The organism is Serratia sp. MMO-28 (assembly GCF_037199905.1).
Classification (GTDB): domain Bacteria; phylum Pseudomonadota; class Gammaproteobacteria; order Enterobacterales; family Enterobacteriaceae; genus Chania; species Chania oryzae.
This window is the reverse complement of the sequence record NZ_JBBCVB010000006.1, coordinates 26,469-49,308: the sequence shown is the minus strand read 5'-3', so window position 1 is coordinate 49,308 and position 22,840 is coordinate 26,469. Positions and strand designations below refer to the sequence as shown.

General features: G+C 54.4%; 24 protein-coding genes. 11 read left to right on the top strand and 13 right to left on the bottom strand.

Annotated features, from left to right (window positions below; genetic code table 11):
• Nucleotides 1-11 precede the first annotated feature (11 nt).
• Genes WG891_RS06835 through WG891_RS06820 form a run of 4 tightly spaced genes read left to right on the top strand, consistent with a single transcriptional unit; the run spans nucleotide 12 to nucleotide 3,981 of the window.
• Entirely contained in the window at nucleotides 12-968 is a 957-nt protein-coding gene (locus WG891_RS06835; protein ID WP_337262186.1) for a 2-keto-3-deoxygluconate permease 1, read from the top strand.
• Nucleotides 965-2,236 (top strand): D-threonate kinase, encoded by a 1,272-nt coding sequence (gene dtnK / locus WG891_RS06830; protein WP_337262185.1) that lies wholly within the window; start codon nucleotides 965-967, stop codon nucleotides 2,234-2,236. Before WG891_RS06835 ends, dtnK begins: the two co-directional genes overlap by 4 nt.
• On the top strand, nucleotides 2,196-3,209 hold the full coding sequence (locus WG891_RS06825; protein ID WP_337262282.1) for a D-threonate 4-phosphate dehydrogenase: 1,014 nt from the start codon (nucleotides 2,196-2,198) through the stop codon (nucleotides 3,207-3,209). Before dtnK ends, WG891_RS06825 begins: the two co-directional genes overlap by 41 nt.
• A gap of 13 nt (nucleotides 3,210-3,222) precedes the next feature.
• Nucleotides 3,223-3,981 carry a DeoR/GlpR family DNA-binding transcription regulator gene (locus tag WG891_RS06820; protein ID WP_337262184.1) on the top strand — a complete coding sequence of 253 codons (759 nt, stop codon included), beginning with the start codon at nucleotides 3,223-3,225 and terminating at the stop codon, nucleotides 3,979-3,981.
• Between the two features lie 219 nt (nucleotides 3,982-4,200).
• Here the strand turns inward: WG891_RS06820 and WG891_RS06815 are convergent, their stop codons facing one another.
• The 5 genes from WG891_RS06815 to WG891_RS06795 form a co-directional block, all read right to left on the bottom strand.
• Nucleotides 4,201-4,947, bottom strand: coding sequence for an SAM-dependent methyltransferase (locus tag WG891_RS06815; RefSeq protein ID WP_337262281.1), 747 nt, complete (start codon nucleotides 4,945-4,947; stop codon nucleotides 4,201-4,203).
• A gap of 124 nt (nucleotides 4,948-5,071) precedes the next feature.
• Nucleotides 5,072-5,344, bottom strand: a complete 273-nt coding sequence (locus WG891_RS06810) for a CD3324 family protein (protein ID WP_337262183.1) — start codon at nucleotides 5,342-5,344, stop codon at nucleotides 5,072-5,074.
• 423 nt (nucleotides 5,345-5,767) lie between these two features.
• Nucleotides 5,768-6,562 carry an adenosylmethionine decarboxylase gene (speD, locus tag WG891_RS06805; protein ID WP_337262182.1) on the bottom strand — a complete coding sequence of 265 codons (795 nt, stop codon included), beginning with the start codon at nucleotides 6,560-6,562 and terminating at the stop codon, nucleotides 5,768-5,770.
• Between the two features lie 27 nt (nucleotides 6,563-6,589).
• Nucleotides 6,590-7,453: a polyamine aminopropyltransferase gene (speE, locus tag WG891_RS06800; RefSeq protein WP_337262181.1), complete on the bottom strand. Its 864-nt coding sequence runs from the start codon at nucleotides 7,451-7,453 to the stop codon at nucleotides 6,590-6,592.
• Between the two features lie 115 nt (nucleotides 7,454-7,568).
• Complete coding sequence (locus WG891_RS06795) at nucleotides 7,569-7,916, bottom strand: YacC family pilotin-like protein (protein ID WP_076943477.1); 348 nt, start codon at nucleotides 7,914-7,916, stop codon at nucleotides 7,569-7,571.
• 217 nt (nucleotides 7,917-8,133) lie between these two features.
• Here WG891_RS06795 and cueO point away from each other — a divergent pair, with 217 nt between their 5' ends.
• The gene (gene cueO / locus WG891_RS06790; protein WP_337262180.1) at nucleotides 8,134-9,771 is read left to right on the top strand and encodes a multicopper oxidase CueO; all 1,638 of its coding nucleotides are present in this window, start codon (nucleotides 8,134-8,136) and stop codon (nucleotides 9,769-9,771) included.
• Nucleotides 9,772-9,865: 94 nt separating this feature from the next.
• Nucleotides 9,866-10,402 carry a hypoxanthine phosphoribosyltransferase gene (gene hpt / locus WG891_RS06785; protein ID WP_156293076.1) on the top strand — a complete coding sequence of 179 codons (537 nt, stop codon included), beginning with the start codon at nucleotides 9,866-9,868 and terminating at the stop codon, nucleotides 10,400-10,402.
• A gap of 58 nt (nucleotides 10,403-10,460) precedes the next feature.
• Here the strand turns inward: hpt and can are convergent, their stop codons facing one another.
• Complete coding sequence (can, locus tag WG891_RS06780) at nucleotides 10,461-11,117, bottom strand: carbonate dehydratase (RefSeq protein WP_337262179.1); 657 nt, start codon at nucleotides 11,115-11,117, stop codon at nucleotides 10,461-10,463.
• A gap of 189 nt (nucleotides 11,118-11,306) precedes the next feature.
• On the opposite strand from can, the gene WG891_RS06775 reads away from it, so the two are divergent.
• The 3 genes from WG891_RS06775 to WG891_RS06765 all read left to right on the top strand — a co-directional run bounded on the left by WG891_RS06775 (nucleotide 11,307) and on the right by WG891_RS06765 (nucleotide 14,471).
• Nucleotides 11,307-12,230, top strand: a complete 924-nt coding sequence (locus WG891_RS06775; RefSeq protein ID WP_337262178.1) for an ABC transporter ATP-binding protein — start codon at nucleotides 11,307-11,309, stop codon at nucleotides 12,228-12,230.
• A complete protein-coding gene (locus tag WG891_RS06770) occupies nucleotides 12,227-12,997 on the top strand; it encodes an ABC transporter permease (RefSeq protein WP_337262177.1) in 771 nt (256 codons plus the stop codon). The genes WG891_RS06775 and WG891_RS06770 overlap by 4 nt, the downstream gene beginning before the upstream one ends.
• Nucleotides 12,998-13,178: 181 nt before the next feature.
• Nucleotides 13,179-14,471 carry a polysaccharide deacetylase family protein gene (locus tag WG891_RS06765; RefSeq protein ID WP_337262176.1) on the top strand — a complete coding sequence of 431 codons (1,293 nt, stop codon included), beginning with the start codon at nucleotides 13,179-13,181 and terminating at the stop codon, nucleotides 14,469-14,471.
• Between the two features lie 74 nt (nucleotides 14,472-14,545).
• On the opposite strand, the gene panD is transcribed toward WG891_RS06765, so the two are convergent.
• The 3 genes from panD to panB all read right to left on the bottom strand — a co-directional run bounded on the left by panD (nucleotide 14,546) and on the right by panB (nucleotide 16,768).
• A complete protein-coding gene (gene panD, locus WG891_RS06760; protein ID WP_076943386.1) occupies nucleotides 14,546-14,926 on the bottom strand; it encodes an aspartate 1-decarboxylase in 381 nt (126 codons plus the stop codon).
• A gap of 131 nt (nucleotides 14,927-15,057) precedes the next feature.
• Nucleotides 15,058-15,912 carry a pantoate--beta-alanine ligase gene (panC, locus tag WG891_RS06755; protein WP_337262175.1) on the bottom strand — a complete coding sequence of 285 codons (855 nt, stop codon included), beginning with the start codon at nucleotides 15,910-15,912 and terminating at the stop codon, nucleotides 15,058-15,060.
• A gap of 61 nt (nucleotides 15,913-15,973) precedes the next feature.
• On the bottom strand, nucleotides 15,974-16,768 hold the full coding sequence (panB, locus tag WG891_RS06750) for a 3-methyl-2-oxobutanoate hydroxymethyltransferase (protein ID WP_337262174.1): 795 nt from the start codon (nucleotides 16,766-16,768) through the stop codon (nucleotides 15,974-15,976).
• Between the two features lie 286 nt (nucleotides 16,769-17,054).
• On the opposite strand from panB, the gene qseB reads away from it, so the two are divergent.
• On the top strand, nucleotides 17,055-17,717 hold the full coding sequence (gene qseB, locus WG891_RS06745; protein WP_156293079.1) for a quorum sensing response regulator transcription factor QseB: 663 nt from the start codon (nucleotides 17,055-17,057) through the stop codon (nucleotides 17,715-17,717).
• On the top strand, nucleotides 17,714-19,072 hold the full coding sequence (gene qseC, locus WG891_RS06740; protein ID WP_337262173.1) for a quorum sensing histidine kinase QseC: 1,359 nt from the start codon (nucleotides 17,714-17,716) through the stop codon (nucleotides 19,070-19,072). The genes qseB and qseC overlap by 4 nt, the downstream gene beginning before the upstream one ends.
• A gap of 11 nt (nucleotides 19,073-19,083) precedes the next feature.
• Here the strand turns inward: qseC and folK are convergent, their stop codons facing one another.
• From folK to dksA, 4 genes are all read right to left on the bottom strand, one after another.
• Complete coding sequence (gene folK / locus WG891_RS06735) at nucleotides 19,084-19,569, bottom strand: 2-amino-4-hydroxy-6-hydroxymethyldihydropteridine diphosphokinase (RefSeq protein WP_337262172.1); 486 nt, start codon at nucleotides 19,567-19,569, stop codon at nucleotides 19,084-19,086.
• Nucleotides 19,569-21,116 (bottom strand): polynucleotide adenylyltransferase PcnB, encoded by a 1,548-nt coding sequence (gene pcnB / locus WG891_RS06730; protein WP_337262280.1) that lies wholly within the window; start codon nucleotides 21,114-21,116, stop codon nucleotides 19,569-19,571. The genes folK and pcnB overlap by 1 nt, the downstream gene beginning before the upstream one ends.
• A 62-nt stretch (nucleotides 21,117-21,178) precedes the next feature.
• Nucleotides 21,179-22,090, bottom strand: a complete 912-nt coding sequence (gluQRS, locus tag WG891_RS06725) for a tRNA glutamyl-Q(34) synthetase GluQRS (RefSeq protein WP_337262171.1) — start codon at nucleotides 22,088-22,090, stop codon at nucleotides 21,179-21,181.
• Nucleotides 22,091-22,165: 75 nt separating this feature from the next.
• Nucleotides 22,166-22,621: an RNA polymerase-binding protein DksA gene (gene dksA, locus WG891_RS06720; protein ID WP_076943378.1), complete on the bottom strand. Its 456-nt coding sequence runs from the start codon at nucleotides 22,619-22,621 to the stop codon at nucleotides 22,166-22,168.
• Nucleotides 22,622-22,840: the final 219 nt, after the last annotated feature.

The following is a 22,840-nucleotide window of genomic DNA, read 5'->3' as shown; positions in this document are numbered from 1 at the left end:
GAGAGGGAAGGATGAAAATTAAGGCGGCAATAGAGAGAATCCCTGGCGGGATGATGGTCGTCCCACTGGTGCTTGGCGCGATGATCAACACCTTTGCACCACAGGCGCTGCAGATCGGCGGCTTTACCACCGCGCTGTTTAAGAACGGCGCTGCTCCATTGATTGGCGCTTTCCTGCTGTGCATGGGGGCAGGGATCAGCTTCAAAGCGGCACCGCAGGCGCTGCTGCAAGGCGGTACGATCACCTTGACCAAATTGCTGGTCGCGATGGCGCTGGGATTAGGCGTTGAACATCTGTTTGGCACGGAAGGGATTTTTGGTCTCACGGGGTTGGCGATCATTGCCGCTATGAGTAACTCCAACGGTGGCCTGTATGCAGCGCTGGTGGGGGAGTTCGGCAATGAGCGAGATGTGGGGGCGATTTCGGTCCTTTCGCTGAATGACGGGCCATTCTTTACCATGATCGCTCTCGGTGCCGCAGGCATGGCGAATATCCCGATGATGGCGCTGGTGGCGGTGTTGGTCCCGCTGTTGGTGGGAATGCTGCTGGGGAATCTGGATCATCAGATGCGTGATTTCCTGACCAAAGGCGGCCCGATCCTGATCCCCTTCTTTGCGTTTGCTCTCGGGGCAGGGATCAACCTGGAAATGCTATTACAAGGCGGCGTTGCCGGGGTGTTGCTCGGTGTATTAACCACCTTTGTCGGCGGCTTCTTTAACATTAAGGCCGATCGGCTGGTGGGCGGTTCAGGGATTGCCGGGGCGGCTGCATCAAGCACCGCGGGTAATGCGGTGGCTACGCCGTTGGCGATTGCTCAGGCGGATCCTTCATTGGCCAGCGTAGCCGCAGCCGCTGCACCGCTGATCGCCGCATCGGTGATCACTACTGCCATACTGACTCCGATTCTCACCTCCTGGGTAGCAAAGCGTAATGCAGCGAAGGGCACTGCGGTGGAGAAAGCGGCATGAAGATGATTGTGATCGCGGATGATTTTACCGGTGCTAATGATACCGGCGTGCAATTGGCGAAAAAAGGCGCACGTACCGACGTGGTGCTCAACGAGTCACCTCGTTCTATACAGCGTACCGATGTATTGGTGATCAACACAGAAAGCCGGGCACTCACTGCCGCTATGGCCAAAGCCAAAGTAACCGCAGCTTTGCGGCCCTATTGCCAAAGCGATGCTCCACCATTGGTGTATAAAAAGATCGACTCTACCTTTCGCGGTAACGTCGGGGCAGAAGTCGAAGCCGCGATGAACGCCTGCGGGGCGCAATTGGCGATCGTCGCCGCGGCGATCCCTGCCGCAGGCCGCGTGACCCGTAACGGGCAATGTTGGGTTAACGGTGTGCCGCTGGCAGAAACCGAGTTTGCCAGCGATCCGAAAACGCCGATTGTTTCTTCACACATTAAAACCTTGATCGGGCTGCAGAGTGATTATCCAGTTTATGAACTGGATTTGCTGACGGTGCGCGGGGGCAAGCTAGGTGCTGAATTACAACAGATCGGCCGCGCAGGGCCCGCGATGGTGGTGGTGGATGCGGAAAATGATGGCGATCTGGCACTGTTGGCTCAGGCCACCTCGCAGCTCAGCGTGCGCTATTTACTGGTGGGGGCTGCCGGGTTAGCCAATGCGCTCCCTGCCAGTTGCTATCTTGCCACGCGCCAGCGGTTGCCGGTGTTGGTGGTAGCGGGGTCGATGAGTGAGGCTACCCAGCAACAGATCCTGTTTGCAGCAGAAGAAAAATTGCTGGGTGTGGTCGAGGTTGATGTCGAAGGGTTATTGCAACCCAGCCATCAGCACGCGCTTGACGCGATCATCCACCAGGCAGCAGCGGTGCTACGAGACAGGCAACATTGCGTATTACGCACCTGCCGCGATGCCAATGCGCGCCAGATGATCGATCTGCTGTGCGAGCGGCACCATCTCACGCGCCAGCAGCTGGGCGACCGCATCAGCGAAGCGTTAGGTGCGATCACGCTGGCGATTATCAATCAGTCACAAATTGGTGGGCTGTTCCTTACCGGTGGGGATATCGCGATTGCGGTTGCCAGAGCGTTAGGGGCGGAAGGATATCGTATCACCCATGAGGTGGCACCTTGTGTGCCCTGTGGCACCTTCGTCAACAGCGAAATAGATGATTTGCCGGTAATTACTAAAGCGGGCGGGTTTGGTGGTGCGTCAACGCTGCGTGATGCCCTTTATTTTATTGAGGAGATGTACAGTGGTAAATAACACGATTGCAGTCACCATGGGGGATCCGGCAGGTATTGGGCCAGAAATTATCATCAAGGCGCTGTCTGAAGGGGAACTGGCGGGAGCGCCTGCGGTCGTGGTGGGCTGTCTGCAAACGTTACAACGTATTCAGGCTTTGCGGATCGTGCCGATGGTGGAGTTAAAGCCGATCCAGCGCGTTTCGGAGGCACGCTTTGCACCCGGTGTGATCAACATTATTGATGAACCGCTGGAGGATCCCGCTGCGCTAATACCAGGGAAAGTGCAATCACAGGCGGGCGATCTGGCTTACCGCTGTGTAAAGCGTGCCACCGAACTGGCGATGGCTGGCGAGGTCAAGGCGATAGCGACGGCGCCATTGAATAAAGAGGCTCTGCATCTGGCTGGGCATCTCTATCCTGGTCATACCGAGCTGTTGGCGCACCTGACCAACAGCCGGGATTACGCCATGGTGTTGTATACCGATAAACTGAAGGTTATCCATGTTTCTACGCACATTGCCTTGCGTAAGTTCCTCGATACCTTGAATGCGGAACGCATTGAGACGGTGGTGGCGATGGCCGATACCTTCCTCAGGCGTGTCGGCTATCAACAGCCACGCATTGCCGTGGCCGGGGTTAATCCGCACGCAGGGGAAAATGGCCTGTTTGGTGATGAAGAGATCACGATTGTCGGCCCGGCCATTGCCGCGGTAAAACAGAGAGGGATCGACGTTTATGGCCCATGCCCGCCGGATACCGTTTTCCTGCAAGCCTATGAAGGGCAGTACGACATGGTGGTGGCGATGTACCACGATCAGGGCCATATTCCGCTTAAGCTGCTCGGGTTTTATGATGGGGTGAATATTACCGCCGGTTTGCCGTTTATTCGCACCTCTGCTGATCACGGCACTGCGTTTGATATTGCCTGGACAGGTAAAGCCAAGTCTGAGAGCATGGCGATCTCAATTCAACTGGCCACACAGTTGGCATGATCAAACGGATGTTATGAAGCCACAAAGCCGTCAGAACCAGATTCTGGAATACCTCAAAGCCCATAATCTGGTTACCGTTGAGCAACTGGTCAGCGCGATTGATGCCTCGCCTGCCACCATCCGGCGCGATCTGATCAAACTGGATGAGCAGGGGATCATCAACCGCAGCCATGGCGGAGTGGCGCTCAACCGTTTTATTCCCGCACAGCCCACCACCAACGAGAAGCAACTGCGTTTTCCGCAGGAAAAACGCGCGATTGCCCGCTATGCGATGACGATGGTTAAGGCTGGTGACTCGCTGGTGTTGGATGCCGGAACGACCATGCTCGAACTGGCACGGCATTTAGCCCATCTGCCGTTACGGGTGATTACTGCCGATCTGCATATTGCCCTGTTTCTTTCAGGGTTTAAGCAGATAGAGGTGACGATTATTGGTGGCCGGATTGACGATAGCAGCCAGTCCTGCATCGGCGATCACGGGCGCAGGTTGCTGCGGGGGATTTACCCGGATATGGCTTTTGTCAGCTGCAACTCGTGGAGTATGGAAAAAGGCATTACCACCCCCACCGAAGAGAAGGCGGGCCTGAAACAGGATCTGATGGCCAATGCCCGGCAGCGCGTGTTGTTGGCCGACAGCAGCAAATACGACGCTTATTCGTTATTCTGTGTGGCTCCGCTCAGCCACCTGACCGATATTGTGACTGATAAATCCTTGCCTGCGGCGGCGCAACAGCAGTTGGCTGATTTACCCTGCGGCTTGCATCTGGTGTGACATACAGGGCTGGCAGGATATATGTACCCTCTGTCCTGCCCTCTTGATAAAAGTCGGATTATTCATACCTGCGCTGTTTAACGCCAAAGACAAGGAGCAAGACGCAGGCGGTATCATTTCCTTAAAAATTACGTATCACCTTGCCGTGTGCAGTGGTGTGGCCGGCGGTTTTTATTAGAGGCTTAACGCCAGGAGTGTCATATAGTGAGTTGCCCCACATTACCGCGCCATCAAAGCGAACACGCCCCATCCAAGATATTCACGCGTATAAGTCACATAGCGTTTGGGTTCTGAGGTCAAATGCGCTCGAATTTCTTTCGCAAAATCGTCATCAGGATGGGCGTTGAGCCATTTACGCATGGTGAGCCACATGGCCGCCGAGTATCTATCCCAACCTTCATGGTCAGCGAGAACCATTTCTACTAGCTCGTAACCGAGGTTTTCGAATGATCCAATAAGCTCTGGGAGTATCAGGAAGTCGGAAATGGCATTGGCTTCGCATCCCTTGGCGATGTCTTCCGTGGCTGGCAATTTCAGCCAGTAAGGCTCGCCGATAAGAATGATACCTTCAGGACAAAGGCTTTTCGCCAAAAGTTCGAGGGTTCCGGCAACGCCACCACCAATCCAGGTGGCACCAATACAGGCGGCCACGCTGACCTTTTCGTTGGTGACATAACCGGTAGCATCCGCGTGGATGAACTGGACCCGGTCGGCAACGCCAAGTTCTTCAGCTCGGTATTTCGCTTGAGCGGAGAACAGTTGGCTCATATCAACGCCCAGACCAGTGATTTTATGATCACGAGCCCAAGTACACAGCATCTCGCCCGAGCCGCTACCAAGGTCAAGTATTCTTGTCTCTGGCTCCAGGCGCAAGACTTTCCCAAGCGTGGCGTACTTTTCCGGCGTGAACGGGTTATGGATGCGGTGAGCGCTTTCGGTAATGGTAAAAATACGTGGGATATCCAAGGTAAAAACTCCGGTTTGATACTTGCGATATGCCAATAACGTATGATGCATGGTTTGGGAATGCATCCTATTCATCGTTTCAGAAACAAAAAAGCGCCCAAACCAGGTTAGGGCGCGTGTATTTTTAGTCGTTTTTACTGGCGTTAATGATTTTGTATATGGTTTTTTCTGACAAGAAATATTGTTCCGCCAAGTCACTAACAGAACAACCGGCCAGACGTTTTGCTAGAATTTCTCCGTTTCTTACTTGGAGATTTTTCCGCGTCTCTGTATTTGCCCCCCACGCTAGCTTGTTGTCTGCCTTACGCGGAATATAAATATATTGGCCATCTATATACTGTTGAATTGCATGCAATAAATTATGCGGTAATACGTCATTGGCTTTTTTATAGCTCATTATGCTCCTCCTAATTTTGTGTCAGGATTGAGCAAGAGCTATTGCTTAAAAATCATGTCGGTATGCAATAGCTCCTGCTATGCATAACGAACCCGCTCTAATGGATTAAACATTTTGTCTCCCATTGATTTAACATTTTTTTTACTATTAATAAGGCTTATGCCTTGATAAAAGTATGCCAGCCAAGCGATCCAGTCAATATGCGACAGGCAGAATGTTATTAACGCATCCCGATGTTTCCAGGTTGCGGTGCCTACAAGAAACACCAATTATTTAGGGTATGCATCCAGCAAAACTTATCAGCTTTGTTGGTATATAAGCGGGTAAAGTAGGTGTGAAAACAGGTCTTATTTAGTAGAGTCGGGTGGTGAAAAAATAATAACAGCTCGAACAGGGCAACGCCCGTTGCCCTGTTCAACTGAATTACAGATGCGGAATATTCCGCCCGTAATAAATTTCTTGCATCTCTTTCCACAGCAGATCGGTGATCCTGTTACGTTCGGCGGTGCTGAGCTCTTCCGGCTTGGCGTTGAACAGGTAGTGCTTCAGATCGAAATCCTTCAGCAGCATCTTGGTGTGGAAAATATTTTCCTGATACACGTTCACATCCATCATGTGGTACAGCGACTTCATGTCTTCCGACATAAAGTTCTGGATCGAATTGATCTCATGATCGATGTAATGTTTCACACCGTTTACGTCGCGGGTAAAACCACGCACGCGGTAATCCATGGTGACGATATCGGACTCCAACTGGTGGATCAGGTAGTTCAGAGCCTTGAGCGGCGAAATTACGCCACAGGTAGAGACTTCGATATCGGCACGGAAGGTGCACAGGCCACCTTCCGGATGGCTTTCCGGGTAGGTATGAACGCAGATATGGCTTTTATCGAGGTGCGCGACCACCGTCTTGGGCAGCGGGCCGGGGTGTTCTGAGGTATCAACATCTTTGGGATCGACCGGCTCTTCGCTTACCAGAATAGTGACGCTGGCACCCTGGGGATCGTAGTCCTGACGTGCGATATTCAGAATATTGGCGCCAATGATCGAGCAGGTTTCACTGAGGATCTCGGTCAGGCGGTTGGCGTTGTATTGTTCGTCAATGTAGGCGATATAGCCGTCGCGGTCATCCGCGGTTTTGGCGTAACAAATATCGTAAATACAAAAACTCAGGCTCTTGGTCAGGTTGTTAAAGCCGTGCAGTTTTAGCTTATGCAATTGGGTTCACCTTCCTTATCTTCTCGCTTAACGTGAAACGTTCAGTGCGTTGAGCAAATACTGTGGCAGAGCAAAGCTACCCACGTGAATTGCCGGGTTGTAGTAGCGGCAGCTTAAGCCATGTTGATTAACGCGCTGTTGCAGCGTAGCGACATCAAGCTGGCGCAGTGCCGGGTTCTGGCTCGCCCAGGCAAAGGTCATGATACCACCGTAATAGGTGGGGATTGCTGCCTGGTAGAAGCTTACATCCTTGAAGTACTGGCTCAGTTTGGTGTGGCTGTTGACCGCTTCGTCCTGTTGCAGGAAGCAGACGCCGTTCTGTGCCACAAAGATACCCCCTTCGTTCAGGCAGCGTGCGCAGCCTTCGTAGAATGCAGAGGTAAACAGGCTTTCACCGGGGCCGATCGGGTCGGTGCAATCAGAGATGATCACATCGAACTTTTCCGCGGTCTGCGTCACAAAATTAACACCGTCGTCGATCACCAGCTTAAAGCGGGGATCGTCATAGGCTCCAGCATGATGATTAGGCAGATACTGGCGGCAGAACTCCACCACGCCAGCGTCGATCTCAACCATGGTGATCTGCTGAACGCCCGGGTGGCGGCTGACTTCGCGCAGCATACCGCCATCGCCACCGCCGATGATCAGCACCTTCTTCGCCTGGCCGTGCGCCAGTAACGGTACGTGAGTCATCATTTCATGGTAAATGAACTCGTCGCGTTCCGTGGTTTGCACCACACCATCAAGCGCCATGACGCGGCCCAGCACCGGGTTTTCGAAAATCACCAGGTCCTGATGCCCGGTTTTTTCACGGTACAGCACTTTCTCAACCGAGAAGTACTGGCCGAAGCTGTCGTGCAGCGTTTCATACCAAATGTCTTTCTGGGTCATGTTCGGGGGAACTCCGTAAAGCAGCCATGAAAATGGGCGCAACATCATAGCTAACTCTGCCGGAGGATGCACGGCAGAATTCAAGCTATGATGGCTGAAAACGGGCGGGGATGACTTAATTGGCGTAAGCCAGCAGGCTCAGTGAGTCGCGAGCCAATGACTTGCATTTATTGGCGGTTGGGATGGCAATGCCGCTGAGATCGCGATAGCTCTCTTCACCCAGCATCTTCATATTGAAGCTATTATAGTTGCTCAAATCCCAGCGATTTTGCTGAGCGAAATAAACGATGGCGCGTTTGATTTGCGCATTGGGCAATTCATTATACCCGCACTCATTTTTAAGATAGACAAACACCGCCGTCAGATCGGCCAAGTCTTCTGCCTCAGATTCATTCAGTGCCAGACTGGCGTTGGAAAAACCCAGCGTGGTCAGCAACAGCAGCAATAACGTTGTTTTTTTCATCATAAAATAGACCTGTATATTATTTACTGACGTTACCACACTTGCCTGCAAAGGCACCAAATTTATTACACGGGCTTAACCTTAATCAGGGGATATCTGAAGTACATAGAGTGCGGGCGCTTTCCCACCGGCTTTCATCTATCACTTGACCTTCCTCCAAGGGGAGGGTTTAGGCTGTGACATTGAGCTGTCAATCACTGAAAAAAGGGAGTCAGCGATGTTACGCCGTGATTTTATTAAATTGACCGCCGCACTGGGTGCGGCAAGTGCTTTGCCTTTGTGGAGCCGCGCAGCCTGGGCGGCTGAACAGCCTGTTTTACCGATCCCACCGTTATTGCTGCCCGATGCGCAGGGCAAGATTGCCCTGACGCTGCAAACCGGCGAAATGAACTGGTTACCCGCTGCTGCCACCCGAACCTGGGGGATCAACGGCGCGTTACTGGGCCCGGCAGTGCGTTTACAACGTGGTAAACCGGTTAAAGTCGATATTCATAATAAGCTGCCGCAAGCCAGTACCGTGCACTGGCATGGGTTGGAAATTCCCGGCGAGGTCGATGGCGGCCCGCATGCGTTGATCCATCCTGGGAGCACGCGCACGGTGAGCTTCACGGTTGATCAACCTGCCGCCACCTGCTGGTTCCATCCTCATACCCACGGTAAAACCGGCCACCAGGTGATGATGGGGTTGGGCGGGTTGGTGTTGCTGGAAGATGAGGAAAGCAGCCCATTGCCGTTGCCGAAAACCTGGGGTAAAGACGATATTCCGGTGATTTTGCAAGATAAACGCCTGGGGAAAGACGGCCAGATCGAATATCAGTTGGACGTGATGAGTGCCGCAGTTGGCTGGTTTGGCGATCGTATGTTTACCAACGGCGCAGCTTATCCGCAGCACGTTGCACCGCGTGGTTGGCTGCGTTTGCGTTTCCTCAACGGCTGTAATGCGCGTTCACTTAATCTGGCGGCCAGCGATAACCGGCCTTTATATGTGATTGCCAGCGACGGCGGCTTCCTTGCAGAGCCAGTAAAACTGACCGAGTTGCCGATCCTGATGGGCGAACGTTTTGAAGTGCTGGTGGATGCCTCCGACGGCAAGCCGTTTGATATTGTCACTCTGCCAGTGGTGCAGATGGGGATGACGTTAGCGCCGTTCGATCGGCCGTTGCCGGTATTGCGTATTCAGCCTTCGTTGGCGCAGGGCGTGAAAACGATGCCAGATAGCCTGGTGAAATTGCCTGCATTGCCGCCATCAGCGGGCTTGCAGGAGCGCTTGCTGCAATTGTCGATGGATCCCAAGCTCGATACCTTGGGTATGCAGGCCCTGATGGATCGCTATGGCCATCAGGCGATGGCGGGCATGAGTATGGATCACGGCAACGCCAGTCAGGCCAGCAATGACAGCATGGCCGGGATGGATCATGGTGATATGAAAGCTATGGATCACGGCAGCATGCCGGGAATGGATCACGGTAATATGGCCGGTATGGATCACAGCGCCAAGCCCTTTGATTTCAGCAATGGCAATATGATCAACGGAAAAGCCTTTGATATGGCCAAGCCGATGTTTACCACCAAGCGTGGTCAATATGAGAAATGGACCATCTCGGGTGAGGGCGACATGATGCTGCATCCGTTCCATATTCATGGCACCCAGTTCCGCATTCTGTCGGAAAACGGCCAGGCGCCAGCGGCACACCGCGCGGGTTGGAAAGACACCGTGCTGGTGGAAGGCAAGCGCAGTGAAGTGCTGGTCCGTTTCAATCATCTGGCCAAGGCGGAACATGCCTACATGGCGCATTGCCATCTGTTAGAGCATGAAGATACCGGTATGATGCTGGGCTTTAACGTGATTGACTGATATTTGAGCACATCGGGGCGATGCGCTCGCGTCGCCACCGTCTGTCAGCTATGTTAAACTCTGCGCCTTTCTTCCGGTAACTGACCTGAAAACTATGAAACACACCGTAGAAGTAATGATTTCCGAGCAGGAAGTTAAGACCCGTATTGCTGAACTTGGCCGTCAGATCACCGAACATTACCGCGACAGCGGCAGTGAGATGGTGTTGGTCGGGTTATTGCGCGGTTCTTTTATGTTCATGGCCGATCTGTGCCGCACCATTGAGGTACCGCACGAAGTCGATTTTATGACGGCCTCCAGCTACGGCAGCGGGATGTCCACCACGCGTGATGTGAAGATCCTGAAAGATCTCGACGAAGACATTCGTGGCAAAGACGTGTTGATCGTTGAAGATATCATCGATTCCGGCAATACGCTGAACAAGGTGCGTGAGATCCTGGCGCTGCGTGGGCCAAAATCCCTGGCGATCTGCACGTTGCTGGATAAACCCGAACGCCGCGAAGTGGATGTGCCGGTGGAATACGTCGGTTTCGCCATTCCGGACGAGTTTGTGGTGGGCTACGGTATCGATTATGCCCAGCGCTATCGCCATCTGCCGTATATCGGCAAAGTGGTGTTGCTGGATGAATAACCGGAGCTAGCCCGGTTATTGATGCAAGGCGCGGCAAGCGCGCCTTGATGATGGCAGGTTATAAGCCTTTATCCTGCAGCAGCGTGGCTATCGCTTTGCGGTAGCCCATCTCCAGGCTTTCGCGGCTGGTTGCGGTCACTTCCAAGTCGCGCAAGCGACCATCCTGAATCCCGTATACCCAGCCGTGTACCATCACTTTTTGGCCGCGTTTCCAGGCAGACTGCATGATGGTGGAGTGGCCCAGGTTATAAACCTGCTCGATCACGTTGATCTCACACAGAACATCAAGGCGCTGTTCCGGTTCCAGTTCGCCCAGCAGTGAGCTGTGTTTGTACCAGAGATCGCGGATGTGCAGCAGCCAGTTATTGATCAAGCCCAGTTCCGGGTTTTCTACCGCGGCCTCTACGCCGCCGCAGCCCAGGTGGCCGCAGATGATGATATGCTCAACTTCCAGTACGTCGACGGCATATTGCACGACGGACAGGCAGTTCAAGTCGGTATGGATCACCAGGTTCGCCACGTTACGGTGCACGAACAGCTCCCCTGGCTCCAGGCCGGTCAGGCGTTCAGCAGGAACCCGGCTGTCGGAACAGCCAATCCACAAGAACCGTGGTTTTTGCGCTTGGGATAGACGTTCAAAAAAGCCGGGATCTTCCTGGTTAATGGTGGCGGACCACGCTTGGTTATTGGCGATAAGCCTTTCGATTTCTTTCATGGCGGTTATAGGCCTGTAATGAACGAATTGCGTTGATGTAATATAGGACAAGCGTCACAATTTGGAAATCGGAACAGTGAGGCTAATTTTCCGCACGGATTCGACTCAGTCAGAATGCGGCTGATGGTAAACTCGTTCTCATTGTCAGACACAGCAGCATACACATCTCCACAAGGTACTTTCTAACCTATGAATTATGCACTGGAAATAGCGCGGTTAACCAAAACCTACGCCGGTGGCGTAAAGGCATTGCGCGGTATCGATCTGAACGTTGAAGCGGGGGATTTTTATGCCCTGCTGGGGCCAAATGGTGCCGGCAAATCGACCACCATCGGTATTATCAGTTCGCTGGTCAATAAAACTTCTGGCTCGGTGCGGGTGTTTGGTTACGATATCGACAAAGATATCGTCAACGCCAAACGTCAGCTTGGGCTGGTTCCGCAAGAGTTCAACTTTAACCCGTTTGAAACCGTGCTGCAGATTGTGGTCAATCAGGCGGGTTACTATGGCGTCACGCGGCGCGAGGCGCTGGTACGGGCAGAGAAATACCTTAATCAGCTCGATCTGTGGGGCAAACGCAATGAGCGTGCCCGCATGCTCTCCGGTGGTATGAAACGCCGCCTGATGATTGCCCGCGCCCTGATGCACCAGCCGAAACTGCTGATCCTCGATGAACCGACCGCAGGGGTGGATATTGAGCTGCGCCGATCGATGTGGGGGTTCCTGAAAGAGCTGAACGCGCAAGGCACCACCATTATCCTGACCACCCACTATCTGGAAGAGGCAGAAATGCTGTGCCGCAATATCGGCATTATCCAGAATGGTGAACTGGTGGAAAACACCTCAATGAAGGGGCTGCTGGCGAAGCTGCAGTCAGAAACCTTCATTCTCGATCTGGCAGCGAAAAGCCCATTGCCGAAGCTCGACGGTTATCACAGCCGCCTGACGGATACCTCTACGCTGGAGGTGGAAGTGATGCGTGAGCAAGGGCTGAATGGCTTGTTCACCCAACTGAGTGCGCAAGGGATTCAGGTATTGAGTATGCGTAACAAGGCCAACCGGCTGGAAGAGCTGTTTGTCACCCTGGTTAACGGCAATGGGGAAAAATCATGATGCATTTGTATTGGGTGGCGTTGAAGAGCATCTGGGCCAAGGAGATTAACCGGTTTACGCGCATCTGGGTGCAGACGCTGGTGCCGCCAGTGATCACCATGACGCTCTATTTCATTATCTTTGGCAACCTGATCGGTTCGCGAATTGGTGAAATGCATGGTTTCGACTATATGCAATTTATCGTTCCCGGCCTGATCATGATGGCGGTGATCACCAATGCCTATGCCAACGTGGCGGCATCGTTTTTCAGCGCCAAATTCCAGCGCAATATTGAAGAGTTGCTGGTGGCCCCGGTGCCGACTCACGTGGTGATCGCCGGTTACGTGGGCGGTGGGGTGGCGCGGGGGATCTGCGTGGGTATGCTGGTGACCGCGATCTCGCTGTTCTTTGTGCCGCTGCAGGTGCACGCCTGGTGGGTAATTGCGCTCACGCTGCTGCTGACGGCGATCCTGTTCTCTCTGGGGGGCCTGCTTAACGCGGTGTTTGCTACCACCTTTGATGACATCAGCCTGATCCCAACCTTTGTGCTGACGCCATTGACCTATCTGGGCGGGGTGTTTTACTCGCTGACATTGCTGCCACCGTTCTGGCAGGCGGTCTCTAAACTTAACCCGATCGTCTACATGATCAGCGGTTTCCGCTTTGGTTTCCTCGGTATTTCCGATGTGCCGTTGGCGCTGACCATGATCGTGCTGGTGGCCTTTATCGTGGTGTTCTATGGGCTGGCTTGGTATCTGATCGAGCGTGGCCGCGGTTTGCGTACCTAAACGGCACCGCTTACCTCTCTTTCCCGGTGCGGGAAAGAGAGGTTTATTGATTTGACACAGGTACTAACGAAATCTATTAAATTGCATTACTAACCCCTTTCTCCCCGCTTTAAAAATCGTGTTATGCTGACGCTCCATTTTTTCTCCATTTTTCACTATCTACTCGTAAGCAGAGCAAATCATGCGGTCTCAACATAAGATAGCGGCAATGCTACTCGGCATTTTTATGTCGTTGATGGCACCGGCAGCCTTGGCGAATTTGTTGTCGGAAGACGGCGCTGTTAAATCTGAATACATGGAAGTGCAACGCGATAGCGAAGTTTATTCGCTGATTGGGGAGCATGTTATTCCGGTGGGGGAAGTGAAGCGGGGGCAACTGCTCAAGGTGTTTCCTGCTGATGCGGAATACTATGAATTCAAGTTCGGTCAGGGTATTGGTTTTATTGATAAAGGCGATGTGAAAAGCAGCAGTAAATCGCGAAAACTGAAAGACGAGCTGGGGGAACTGAAAAAACCGCTGACCAACCAGAACCTGATCACATCTCGTCCGATCAACGTTTATATTGCCGCCGATAATAAAAGTGAAATCTTTGGCGTGCTGGAAGAGAACCTGCGTTACCCGATCATCGGCAAGTTGAAAGATCGGTTAAACAATACCTGGTATGAAGTCAATATTGGTGAACGCCTGGGGTATGTCAGTGAACTGGACGGTGAGATTGATACCGGGATCCCGGTGCTGACTTATCACCATATGCTGAAGAACGAAGAGAACAAGCGTTTTCGCAATACGTCAACCACCACTTCAGACGTGGCATTCAGTAACCAGATGACCTACCTGAAACGCGCTGGTTATGACACTATTTCTCTGTATCAGTTGGAAGCTTATCTGAAAAATCAGATTAACCTGCCGGGCAAGGTGGTAGTGCTGACTTTTGATGACGGATTGAAGTCGGTATATCGTTACGCCTATCCGGTGCTGAAGAACTACGGATTTCGTGCCACGGCGTTTGTCATTTCTTCACGTATCAAACGCCACCCGCAGAAATGGAACCCGGATGCGCTGCAGTTTATGAGTATTTCTGAGCTGAGTGAAATTCAGGATGTGTTTGATATCCAGACACATACCCATTTCTTGCATCGCTTTGACAACAAGCGTCGGCCAGTCTTGTTGAGCCGTTCGCTGCATAATATTGAGTTCGATCTTGAGCGCTCCCGGCGCGCGCTGTCGCAGTTCAATCCACATATTCTGTATCTGGCCTATCCGTTTGGTGGTTATAACCAGAATGGCATTCAAGCGGCCAAAGATGCCGGGTTGCATATGGCCCTGACCACGGTGCAAGGGAAAGTGAAGCCTGGGGATAATCTGTTCACGTTGAAGCGATTGTATATTCTGCGCACCGACTCTATTCCAACGATGGCGGAGCGGATAGCCAACAAGCCCAGTGCGCCGGTAACGCAGCCACCTATTGAGTAGTCTGCCTCAAATACGGCTGCTCCCCTTGGGGAGAGCAGCCGATGAGTTTTGGCTGAACAGCCTTAGCGATAGTTTCAGGCAACCTGAACCGGCACCGCTTTCGCTTTGCGTTGCAGGCGGTTGTCACCTTCAAAGTAGGCGACTTTAGGATGGTGTTGGCGGGCATCGGCGTCGCTCATCTGCACATAAGAACAGATGATCAGTTTGTCGCCCACACAGGCGCAGCGGGCTGCGGCTCCGTTAACCGAGATAATGCGTGAGCCACGTTCAGCGGCAATAGCATAGGTGGAGAAACGCTGACCGTTATCAACGTTATAAATGTCGATGGCTTCATATTCCAGAATCCCTGCGGCTTCCAGAAAATCCTGATCGATGGCGCAGGACCCTTCATAATGCAAGTCAGCCTGAGTCACTTTCACTCGATGCAGCTTGCCTTGCAACATAGTACGTATCATGGCTTTACCTAACTGAATATCGGCCTTTTCAGGCGGGGGTGAATATTCCTTGCAAGGTCTATCGTCACCAATAAACTCGCTCAGTCTACCGCTAACCAGTTGAAAACGGCAATGAGCGTATAAAAAATAGCTTAGAGCGTGAGATCAACCTGCTGATTGTCAATCAGGCGCGCTTTGCCGAGCCAGGCTGCCATCAGCACCACCGCACGGCGGCTGTCCACATTCAGCGGCAGCAGGCTGTCGGCGTCACGGATAAACAATTCATCCGGCGTAAAACCGGCGGCGCGCAGCTGCTCAGCGGCTTGCTCCAGCAGGCTATCAATCTGGCGCTCTCCGTTACTGAGCTGCTCTGCCAGCGCATGCATGATCTTGCTGAGCTGAGGGGCGATCTTACGTTCTTCTGCGCTGAGATAGCCGTTGCGTGAACTGAGCGCCAACCCGTCTTTGGCGCGCACGATCGGCACACCGACGATCTCAATGTCATAACCCATATCCGCCACCATTTTGCGGATCAGCGCCAGTTGCTGGTAATCCTTCTCGCCGAAGCAGGCCAGATCCGGCTGCACCAGGTTGAACAGCTTGCTGACGATGGTGGAAACACCGCGGAAATGCCCTGGGCGGCTGGCACCTTCCAGCATGGTGGAAATGCCAGGAACGTCGACGTAGGTCTGATCGTTCAGCCCTTGCGGATAAACTTCTGCCGGTGCAGGGGCAAAGACCAGATCGACATGACGACGGTTCAGTTTTTCGCAGTCTTCCTGCAGGGTGCGTGGGTAGCGCGCCAGATCGTCCGGGCGATCGAACTGCATCGGGTTAACGAAAATACTGACGACGACGACATCGGCGCGCGCGCGCGCTTCTTCGACCAGCGTCATATGGCCTTCGTGCAGATTGCCCATGGTGGGCACCAGCGCGATACGCTTGCCTTCCTGCCGCCAGCGCCGGATCTGTTGGCGCAGTAACAGCAGGGTTTCGATAATGACCATCCTATAACTCCTCGATCTTTTTTGTTTCCGCACCAAATCAGCGGTGAATTAGCTCAGATTATTAATTAAAGGAGTGCTCTTCACCGGGATAGGTACCTTGCTCAACTTCCTGCATGTATTGCTGCACGGCGCTGCGGATATCGCCGCTCTGCGCCAGGAAGTTTTTGGCGAATTTCGGAATGTGGCCGCCGGTGATGCCCAGGGCGTCATGCATCACCAGAATCTGCCCATCGGTGCCATTACCGGCACCGATGCCGATCACCGGGATCGACAGCGCTTCGGTGACCTTGCGTGCCAGAGCGGCGGGAACGCATTCCAGCACCAGCAGTTGCATACCCGCCAGTTCCAGATTTTGCGCATCTTCCAACAGCTGTTTAGCCGCCAGCTCATCGCGGCCCTGAACTTTATAACCGCCGAATACGTTGACCGACTGAGGCGTCAGGCCGAGGTGGCCACAGACCGGCACCGCGCGTTCGGTGAGCATTTTCACCGTCTCGTACAGCCAACTGCCGCCTTCCAGTTTGACCATGTTCGCCCCAGCCCGCATCAGCTCTGCGGAGCTGGCAAACGCCTGTTCCGGGGTGGCATAACTCATGAAGGGGAGATCGGCCAGCAGCAGGCAGGCTGGAGCGCCGCGGCGTACGGCGCGAGTGTGGTAGGCTACGTCAGCGACGGTCACGGGCAGCGTGGAGTCGTGGCCTTGCAACGTCATGCCCAGCGAGTCGCCAACCAGCATCACTTTGATGCCTTGCTCTGCAAACAGTTGGGCAAAGCTGGCATCGTAGGCGGTAATGGTAGCAAACTTGCGTTGCTCCTGTTTCCACTGGCGTAAATGGCTCACGGTGGTGGGTTTCATCACAACGTCTCCTGAAATAACCGCGCAGCGCAGGGCTGCGGTACGGGCAAAGTGGTGACATTCTACTGTAAGCCTTACGGGGTGGGTAGCACCGATCATGGTGCTTAAGGGGTTCTTAAGAACCTTGTGATGTAATATACCCGCCATATTTCAAGTTGCATGTGCGTTGGCTTTCCTCACTCACCCCAGTCACTTACTGGTGTAAGCTCCTGGGGATTCGCTGCGTCGCCGCCTTCCTGCAACTCGAATTATGAGGGTATAGGCAGTAAAGCTAAAAGGGGAGCGCATGAGAATTCTGCTGATTGAAGACGATAAACTGATTGGTGACGGCCTCAAAGCTGGATTGACCAAGCTGGGCTTTAACCTCGACTGGTTCACCGATGGGGCAATCGGTAAAAATGCGCTGGGAAGTGCGCCCTACGATGCGGTGATCCTCGATCTCAGCCTGCCAGGCCTTGACGGGCTTGATCTGCTGCGCCAGTGGCGCCAGGCCGGGCAGGACGTGCCGGTATTGATCCTCACGGCGCGTGATGCGCTGGAGCAGCGGGTTACCGGCTTGCAGAGCGGGGCCGATGATTACCTGTGCAAGCCGTTCGCACTGGCAGAAGTGGCGGCACGTTTACAGGCGCTGATCCGCCGCCGCCACGGTCAACTGACCCCGCAACTGGTTCACGGCAGTGTGGTATTCGACGTGGCGGCCCGTACGGTGAGCCACAACGGCGAGGTTGTGACGCTGACTCCACGCGAACTGGCGGTGCTGGAACTGTTTCTTAACAACAAAGGGCGCGTGCTGGCGCGGCCGCTGATTCAGGAAAAACTGTATAACTGGGACGATGAGGTGAGCAGTAACGCGGTTGAGGTGCATATACACCATTTACGGCGCAAATTGGGTAACGGCTTTATCCGCACCGTACATGGTGTGGGCTATACGCTGGGGGATGCGGAGTGAAGCGCTTGAGCCTGCGGTTGCGCCTGATCCTGATTTTTAGCCTGTTGGCGTTATTTACCTGGTGTTCCGCCAGCGTGGTGGCGTGGATGATGACGCGTAACAAGATTAACGAAGTGTTTGATACTCAGCAGATGCTGTTTGCTAAACGGCTGGCCACGGCTAACCTGGGCGATCTGCTGGCGAATCAGGATGTGCGTAGTTTGCCGAAGACCAAGAAAATCCTCCGTCATGGCAAACGTGGTGAACAGGAAGACGACGCTCTGGCGTTCGCCATCTTCTCCCGTGAGGGCAGAATGCTGCTCAACGATGGTGAAAACGGTGAAGATTTTCTGTTTGATAGTGAACATGAAGGCTTTATCGATGGTCAACGCCGGGGCGACGATGACAGTTGGCGCCTGTTATGGTTGACCACTCCTGATGGGCGCTATCGTATCGTCGTCGGCCAGGAGTGGGATTATCGGCATGAGATGGCGCTGGGGATGGTGACAGGGCAATTAATCCCCTGGCTAGTCACGTTGCCCATCCTGATGTTGTTGATTGCCCTGATGGTCGGGCGCGAGCTACGGCCGCTGAAGAGCGTTGCCGCAGGCCTGCGGCAACGAGCCCCCGATGATGCCACTTTGCTGGACAATCAGCAGGTGCCTACCGAAGTCCGCCCGCTGGTGGATGCGCTTAACGCGCTGTTTGCGCGCATCAGCGCCATGCTGGTACGTGAGCGGCGTTTTACCTCGGATGCCGCCCATGAACTGCGCAGCCCGCTGGCGGCACTGCGGGTGCAGACGGAAGTGGTGCAACTGGCGGGCGACGACGAGCAGATGCGGGAACATGCGGTGCAAAACCTGACGATTGGCATCGATCGCGCCACAAGGTTGGTCGATCAGTTGCTTACGCTGTCGCGGCTGGATTCGCTTTCCGATCTGGGCGAGTTGGAGCAGGTTGACTGGCAGCAACTGGTGCCTAGGGTGTTGGCAGAGCAGGATCGCTATGCCCATGCGGCTGGCGTTACGCTGCATTATGAGCAGCAGGGGGTGCCAGCGCCGTTGCCAGGCCAGCCACTGTTGCTGTCACTGCTGGTGCGCAATCTGGTGGATAACGCCGTACGTTACACGCCAGCGGGCAGTATGGTCAGGGGCACGCTCAGTCCGCAGCAACTGCAGGTGGAAGATAATGGCCCTGGGGTCACGCTGGAACATTTGGCGCGGTTGGGGGAGCGTTTCTATCGCCCGCCGGGGCAGGAACAGACCGGCAGCGGGCTCGGGCTTTCAATCGTGCAGCGTATTGCCAGCCTGCATGGCCTGCGGGTGAATTTTGCTAATCGGCCTGAAGGGGGATTTTCCGCTACGGTAATATTTTAAACATAGCGAACTTATTGATGCCACAACACCATGCCGTTGTTTGGCACCCGCTTCAGGCAAGCGGCCAAGGTTTCCCCATCGGGGAAAACCAGGTCAGGCGCTATTTCAGCCAACGGGTAGAGCATAAATTCACGCTCTTTCAGCCCGTAATGGGGCACCGTCAGACGATCGGTCGCAATCACCCGATCGCCATACAGCATGATATCCAGATCCAGCGTACGTGGGCCCCAGCGCTGATCTTTGCGCACACGGCCCTGATTGCGTTCGATCGCCTGGGTCTCATCAAGCAACTGTTCTGCGGGCAATAACGTATCCAATGCTACTACCGCGTTGAGAAAGTCTGGCTGGTTTTGTGGCCCCAGTGGCTTGGTGCGGTAAAACGACGAACAAAGGATCAGTTGGCTGCGAGGAATATGCTCCAACGCCTCCAATGCGGTCTTCACCTGTTGCAGTGGCTGTGCCAGGTTGCTGCCCAGCGCGATATAAACGCGGATCATTATGCCCCTTCTTTACGCGGAGCCCGGCGGCGTGGGCGGCGTGGGCGCGTACGGCGCGGTGCAGGATCGTCACCCAGGGTGCTCAGCATGGTTTTCTGCACTGCCGGGGTAGCATCCTGGAATTCATCCCACCATTCGGCCAGCCGCAGCATTTCCGGGTTGTTCTCCACTTCAGCGCGCAGCGCTAGCAGATCGTAAGCCGCGCGGAATTTCGGGTGCTCCATCAGCTTGTGCGCGCGTTTGCCCTGGCGGCGAGAAAGGCGCAACTGCAATTGCCAGATATCGCGCACCAGCGTGGTGATGCGCTTAGGAATGGCCAGCGAGCGGCACTCTTCATCCAGCACATCGTTCATGGCCAGCGCAAAGGCGTCGTAGTAGGCCAAGCCGCTTTCCTGTGCCAGCTTCTGCGCGTGCTCCAGCAGCGGATACCACAACATGGCGGCAAACAGGAACGCCGGGTTGACGCGCATGTCGTTCTGCAGACGGTAATCGGTATTTTTCAGTACCTGCACCAGAATGCGTTCCATTGGCGTGTCGTGATTCGGCGTAAAGTGACGGGCGATCAATGGGAACAGCGGCTGGAACAGTTGGTATTCACACAGCTTGAGGTAAGTGGGGTAACCAAAACCGGACTGCAACAGCTTGAGCGACTCTTCGAACAGGCGCGCAGGCGGGATCTCATGCAGCAACGACGCCAGGCGCGGGATCGGTTCGGCCGTTTCCTCGCTGAGTGTCATATCCAGCTTGGCGGCGAAACGTATCGCACGCAGCATGCGCACCGGATCTTCGCGGTAGCGCGTTTCCGGATCGCCAATCAGGCGGATCACGCCCTGTTGCAGATCGCGCAGGCCACCCACGTAGTCGCGCAGGGTGAAGTCGGCTACGCCGTAATACAGGCTATTGATGGTGAAATCGCGGCGCTGGGCATCTTCTTCGATCGAACCGAAGATGTTGTCGCGCAGCAGCATGCCGTTCTGGGCCTGCTGTGAAGAATTTTTGTCTGATTCCGGGTTTTGCTCGTGATGACCACGGAAGGTGGCGACTTCAATAATTTCCGGGCCGAACATCACGTGCGCCAGGCGGAAACGGCGGCCAACCAGGCGGCAGTTACGAAACAGCTTACGCACCTGCTCCGGTGTGGCGCTGGTGGTGATATCGAAATCTTTCGGTTTTTTACCGAGCAACAGATCGCGTACGCCGCCGCCGACCAGATAGGCTTCATAACCCGATTTATTCAGGCGATACAGTACCTTCAGCGCGTTTTCGCTGATGTCTTTACGTGAGATCGAATGCTGTTCGCGTGGGATCACGGTCATTGGGCGCGTTCCCTCTGCGGCTGGCAATGGTGGGCGTTTACGCGCCGCCGGGCGACGAGCAGAAGTCTCTCTGCCGTTATCGGCAGGGCGCTGTGGCGTGGTTTTCTGCTGCTCTGCGGGGGCACTTTCTTCGCGGACGGGGTTTTTATCGCTGACCGGCGCATCATCGCGGGTCAACTTGTCATCGCGGGTTAGTACCTTACGGCAGAAATTGGCTACTCGGGTAAAAATGGTACACCTCGATAGTGACGGATCAAAATAGTGCTAACAAAAAAATAGCGGCTAATCATAGCTCACCATGGCTCCTTTGAGAATGCTGTTGTGTTTTCGCACAGGGGAATGGCCAAACGACGCGGCACCTTCTCCAGTTGCCAATGCCTGATTGCCCAGCCCAATAATAACGGTAGATCAAGATCTTGCCAGCTTTCTGGCAGGGGTTGTTGCAGAAACCTCAGCGCCTCAATCAACACCGGGCGCGGATCGCCCGTGGGCAGCGCCGGGGCATGATTCTGCTTCGACAGCTTAATCCCATTCGCGCCCAGCGCCAGCGGTAAATGGAGATAGGCCGGCACGGGGGCCTGTAGCTGGTGATATAGCGCGATCTGGCGCACGGTAGGTTCGATCAGATCGGCACCGCGCACGATCTCGGTGACGCCCTGGAAATGATCGTCAATCACCACCGCTAAATTATAGGCAAACAGGCCGTCGCGGCGGCGGATGATAAAATCTTCCTGTGCTAGGGCAGGATCGGCGCGCAGTTCCCCCTGCAGCCGATCGTGAAATCCATATACCGGTGCCGACTGGCGCAAGCGGATCGCCGCACCCTGTGGGCCTAAGCGCAAGCTGCGGCAGTGGCCATCATACAATCCCCCGAGCTGCTGGATACGGCTGCGGGTACAGGTGCAGTAATAGCTGAGATCCTGCTGTCGCAGCCAGTCAAGCGTTGCGCGGTAGGCTTCTTGGCGTTGGGATTGATAGATGACTGGGCCGTCCCAGTGGAGACCATAATGTTCTAAGGCAGACAGGATACGGGTGGCAGCCCCGGCGACTTCACGCGGAGGATCGATATCTTCAATACGTACCAGCCACTGCCCGTGTTGGGCACGAGCCTGAAGGTAGCTTCCCAGAGCGGCAATCAGCGAACCGAAGTGCAGATCCCCGGAAGGCGATGGAGCAAAACGCCCCACATAATGACTTTCTAGCATATCGGAAGGGAGGGATTCCCTTGGTTCTGTATGCGGCGCGCATAGTGAGTACGCGCCGCGAACGATAACAACGGCTTAGCCGGCCATCTGCTTTTCGCGGATTTCGGCCAACGTCTTGCAGTCGATGCACAAATCGGCGGTCGGACGCGCTTCAAGGCGGCGAATACCGATCTCCACGCCGCAGGATTCGCAGTAGCCGAAATCTTCGTCTTCTACTTTCTTCAGCGTTTTCTCGATCTTTTTGATCAGCTTGCGTTCACGGTCACGGTTACGCAGTTCGAGGCTGAACTCTTCTTCCTGCGCGGCACGGTCGACCGGATCAGGGAAGTTGGCAGCTTCGTCTTGCATGTGCGATACAGTACGGTCTACTTCGTCCCTGAGCTGATTGCGCCATGCCTCAAGAATGCGCCTGAAATGCGTCAGTTGAGCGGCGTTCATATACTCTTCGCCTGCCTTCTCTTGGTACGGCTCCACCCCAGCGATGGCGAGAATGCTCAAGGACGAGGTTTTACGGGTTTGCCCTTCTTGCATATTGCTTCTCCTACATACACACGCACTATACCCATCATCTATCAAGGTGCAGGAGTGTGGCTGCCTTCTTTCTCCCTGGTGACTTGGTGAATCAAGCGACCAAGGATTCGTTCAGTTGCCGCCTACCTGCATCTCAAATGCTATAGGGTATGTCGAATCCCCAATACGGGGGAAAAACAGGCCGCTATAAATAACAGAAGGGAAGGGGGATGGCAATTA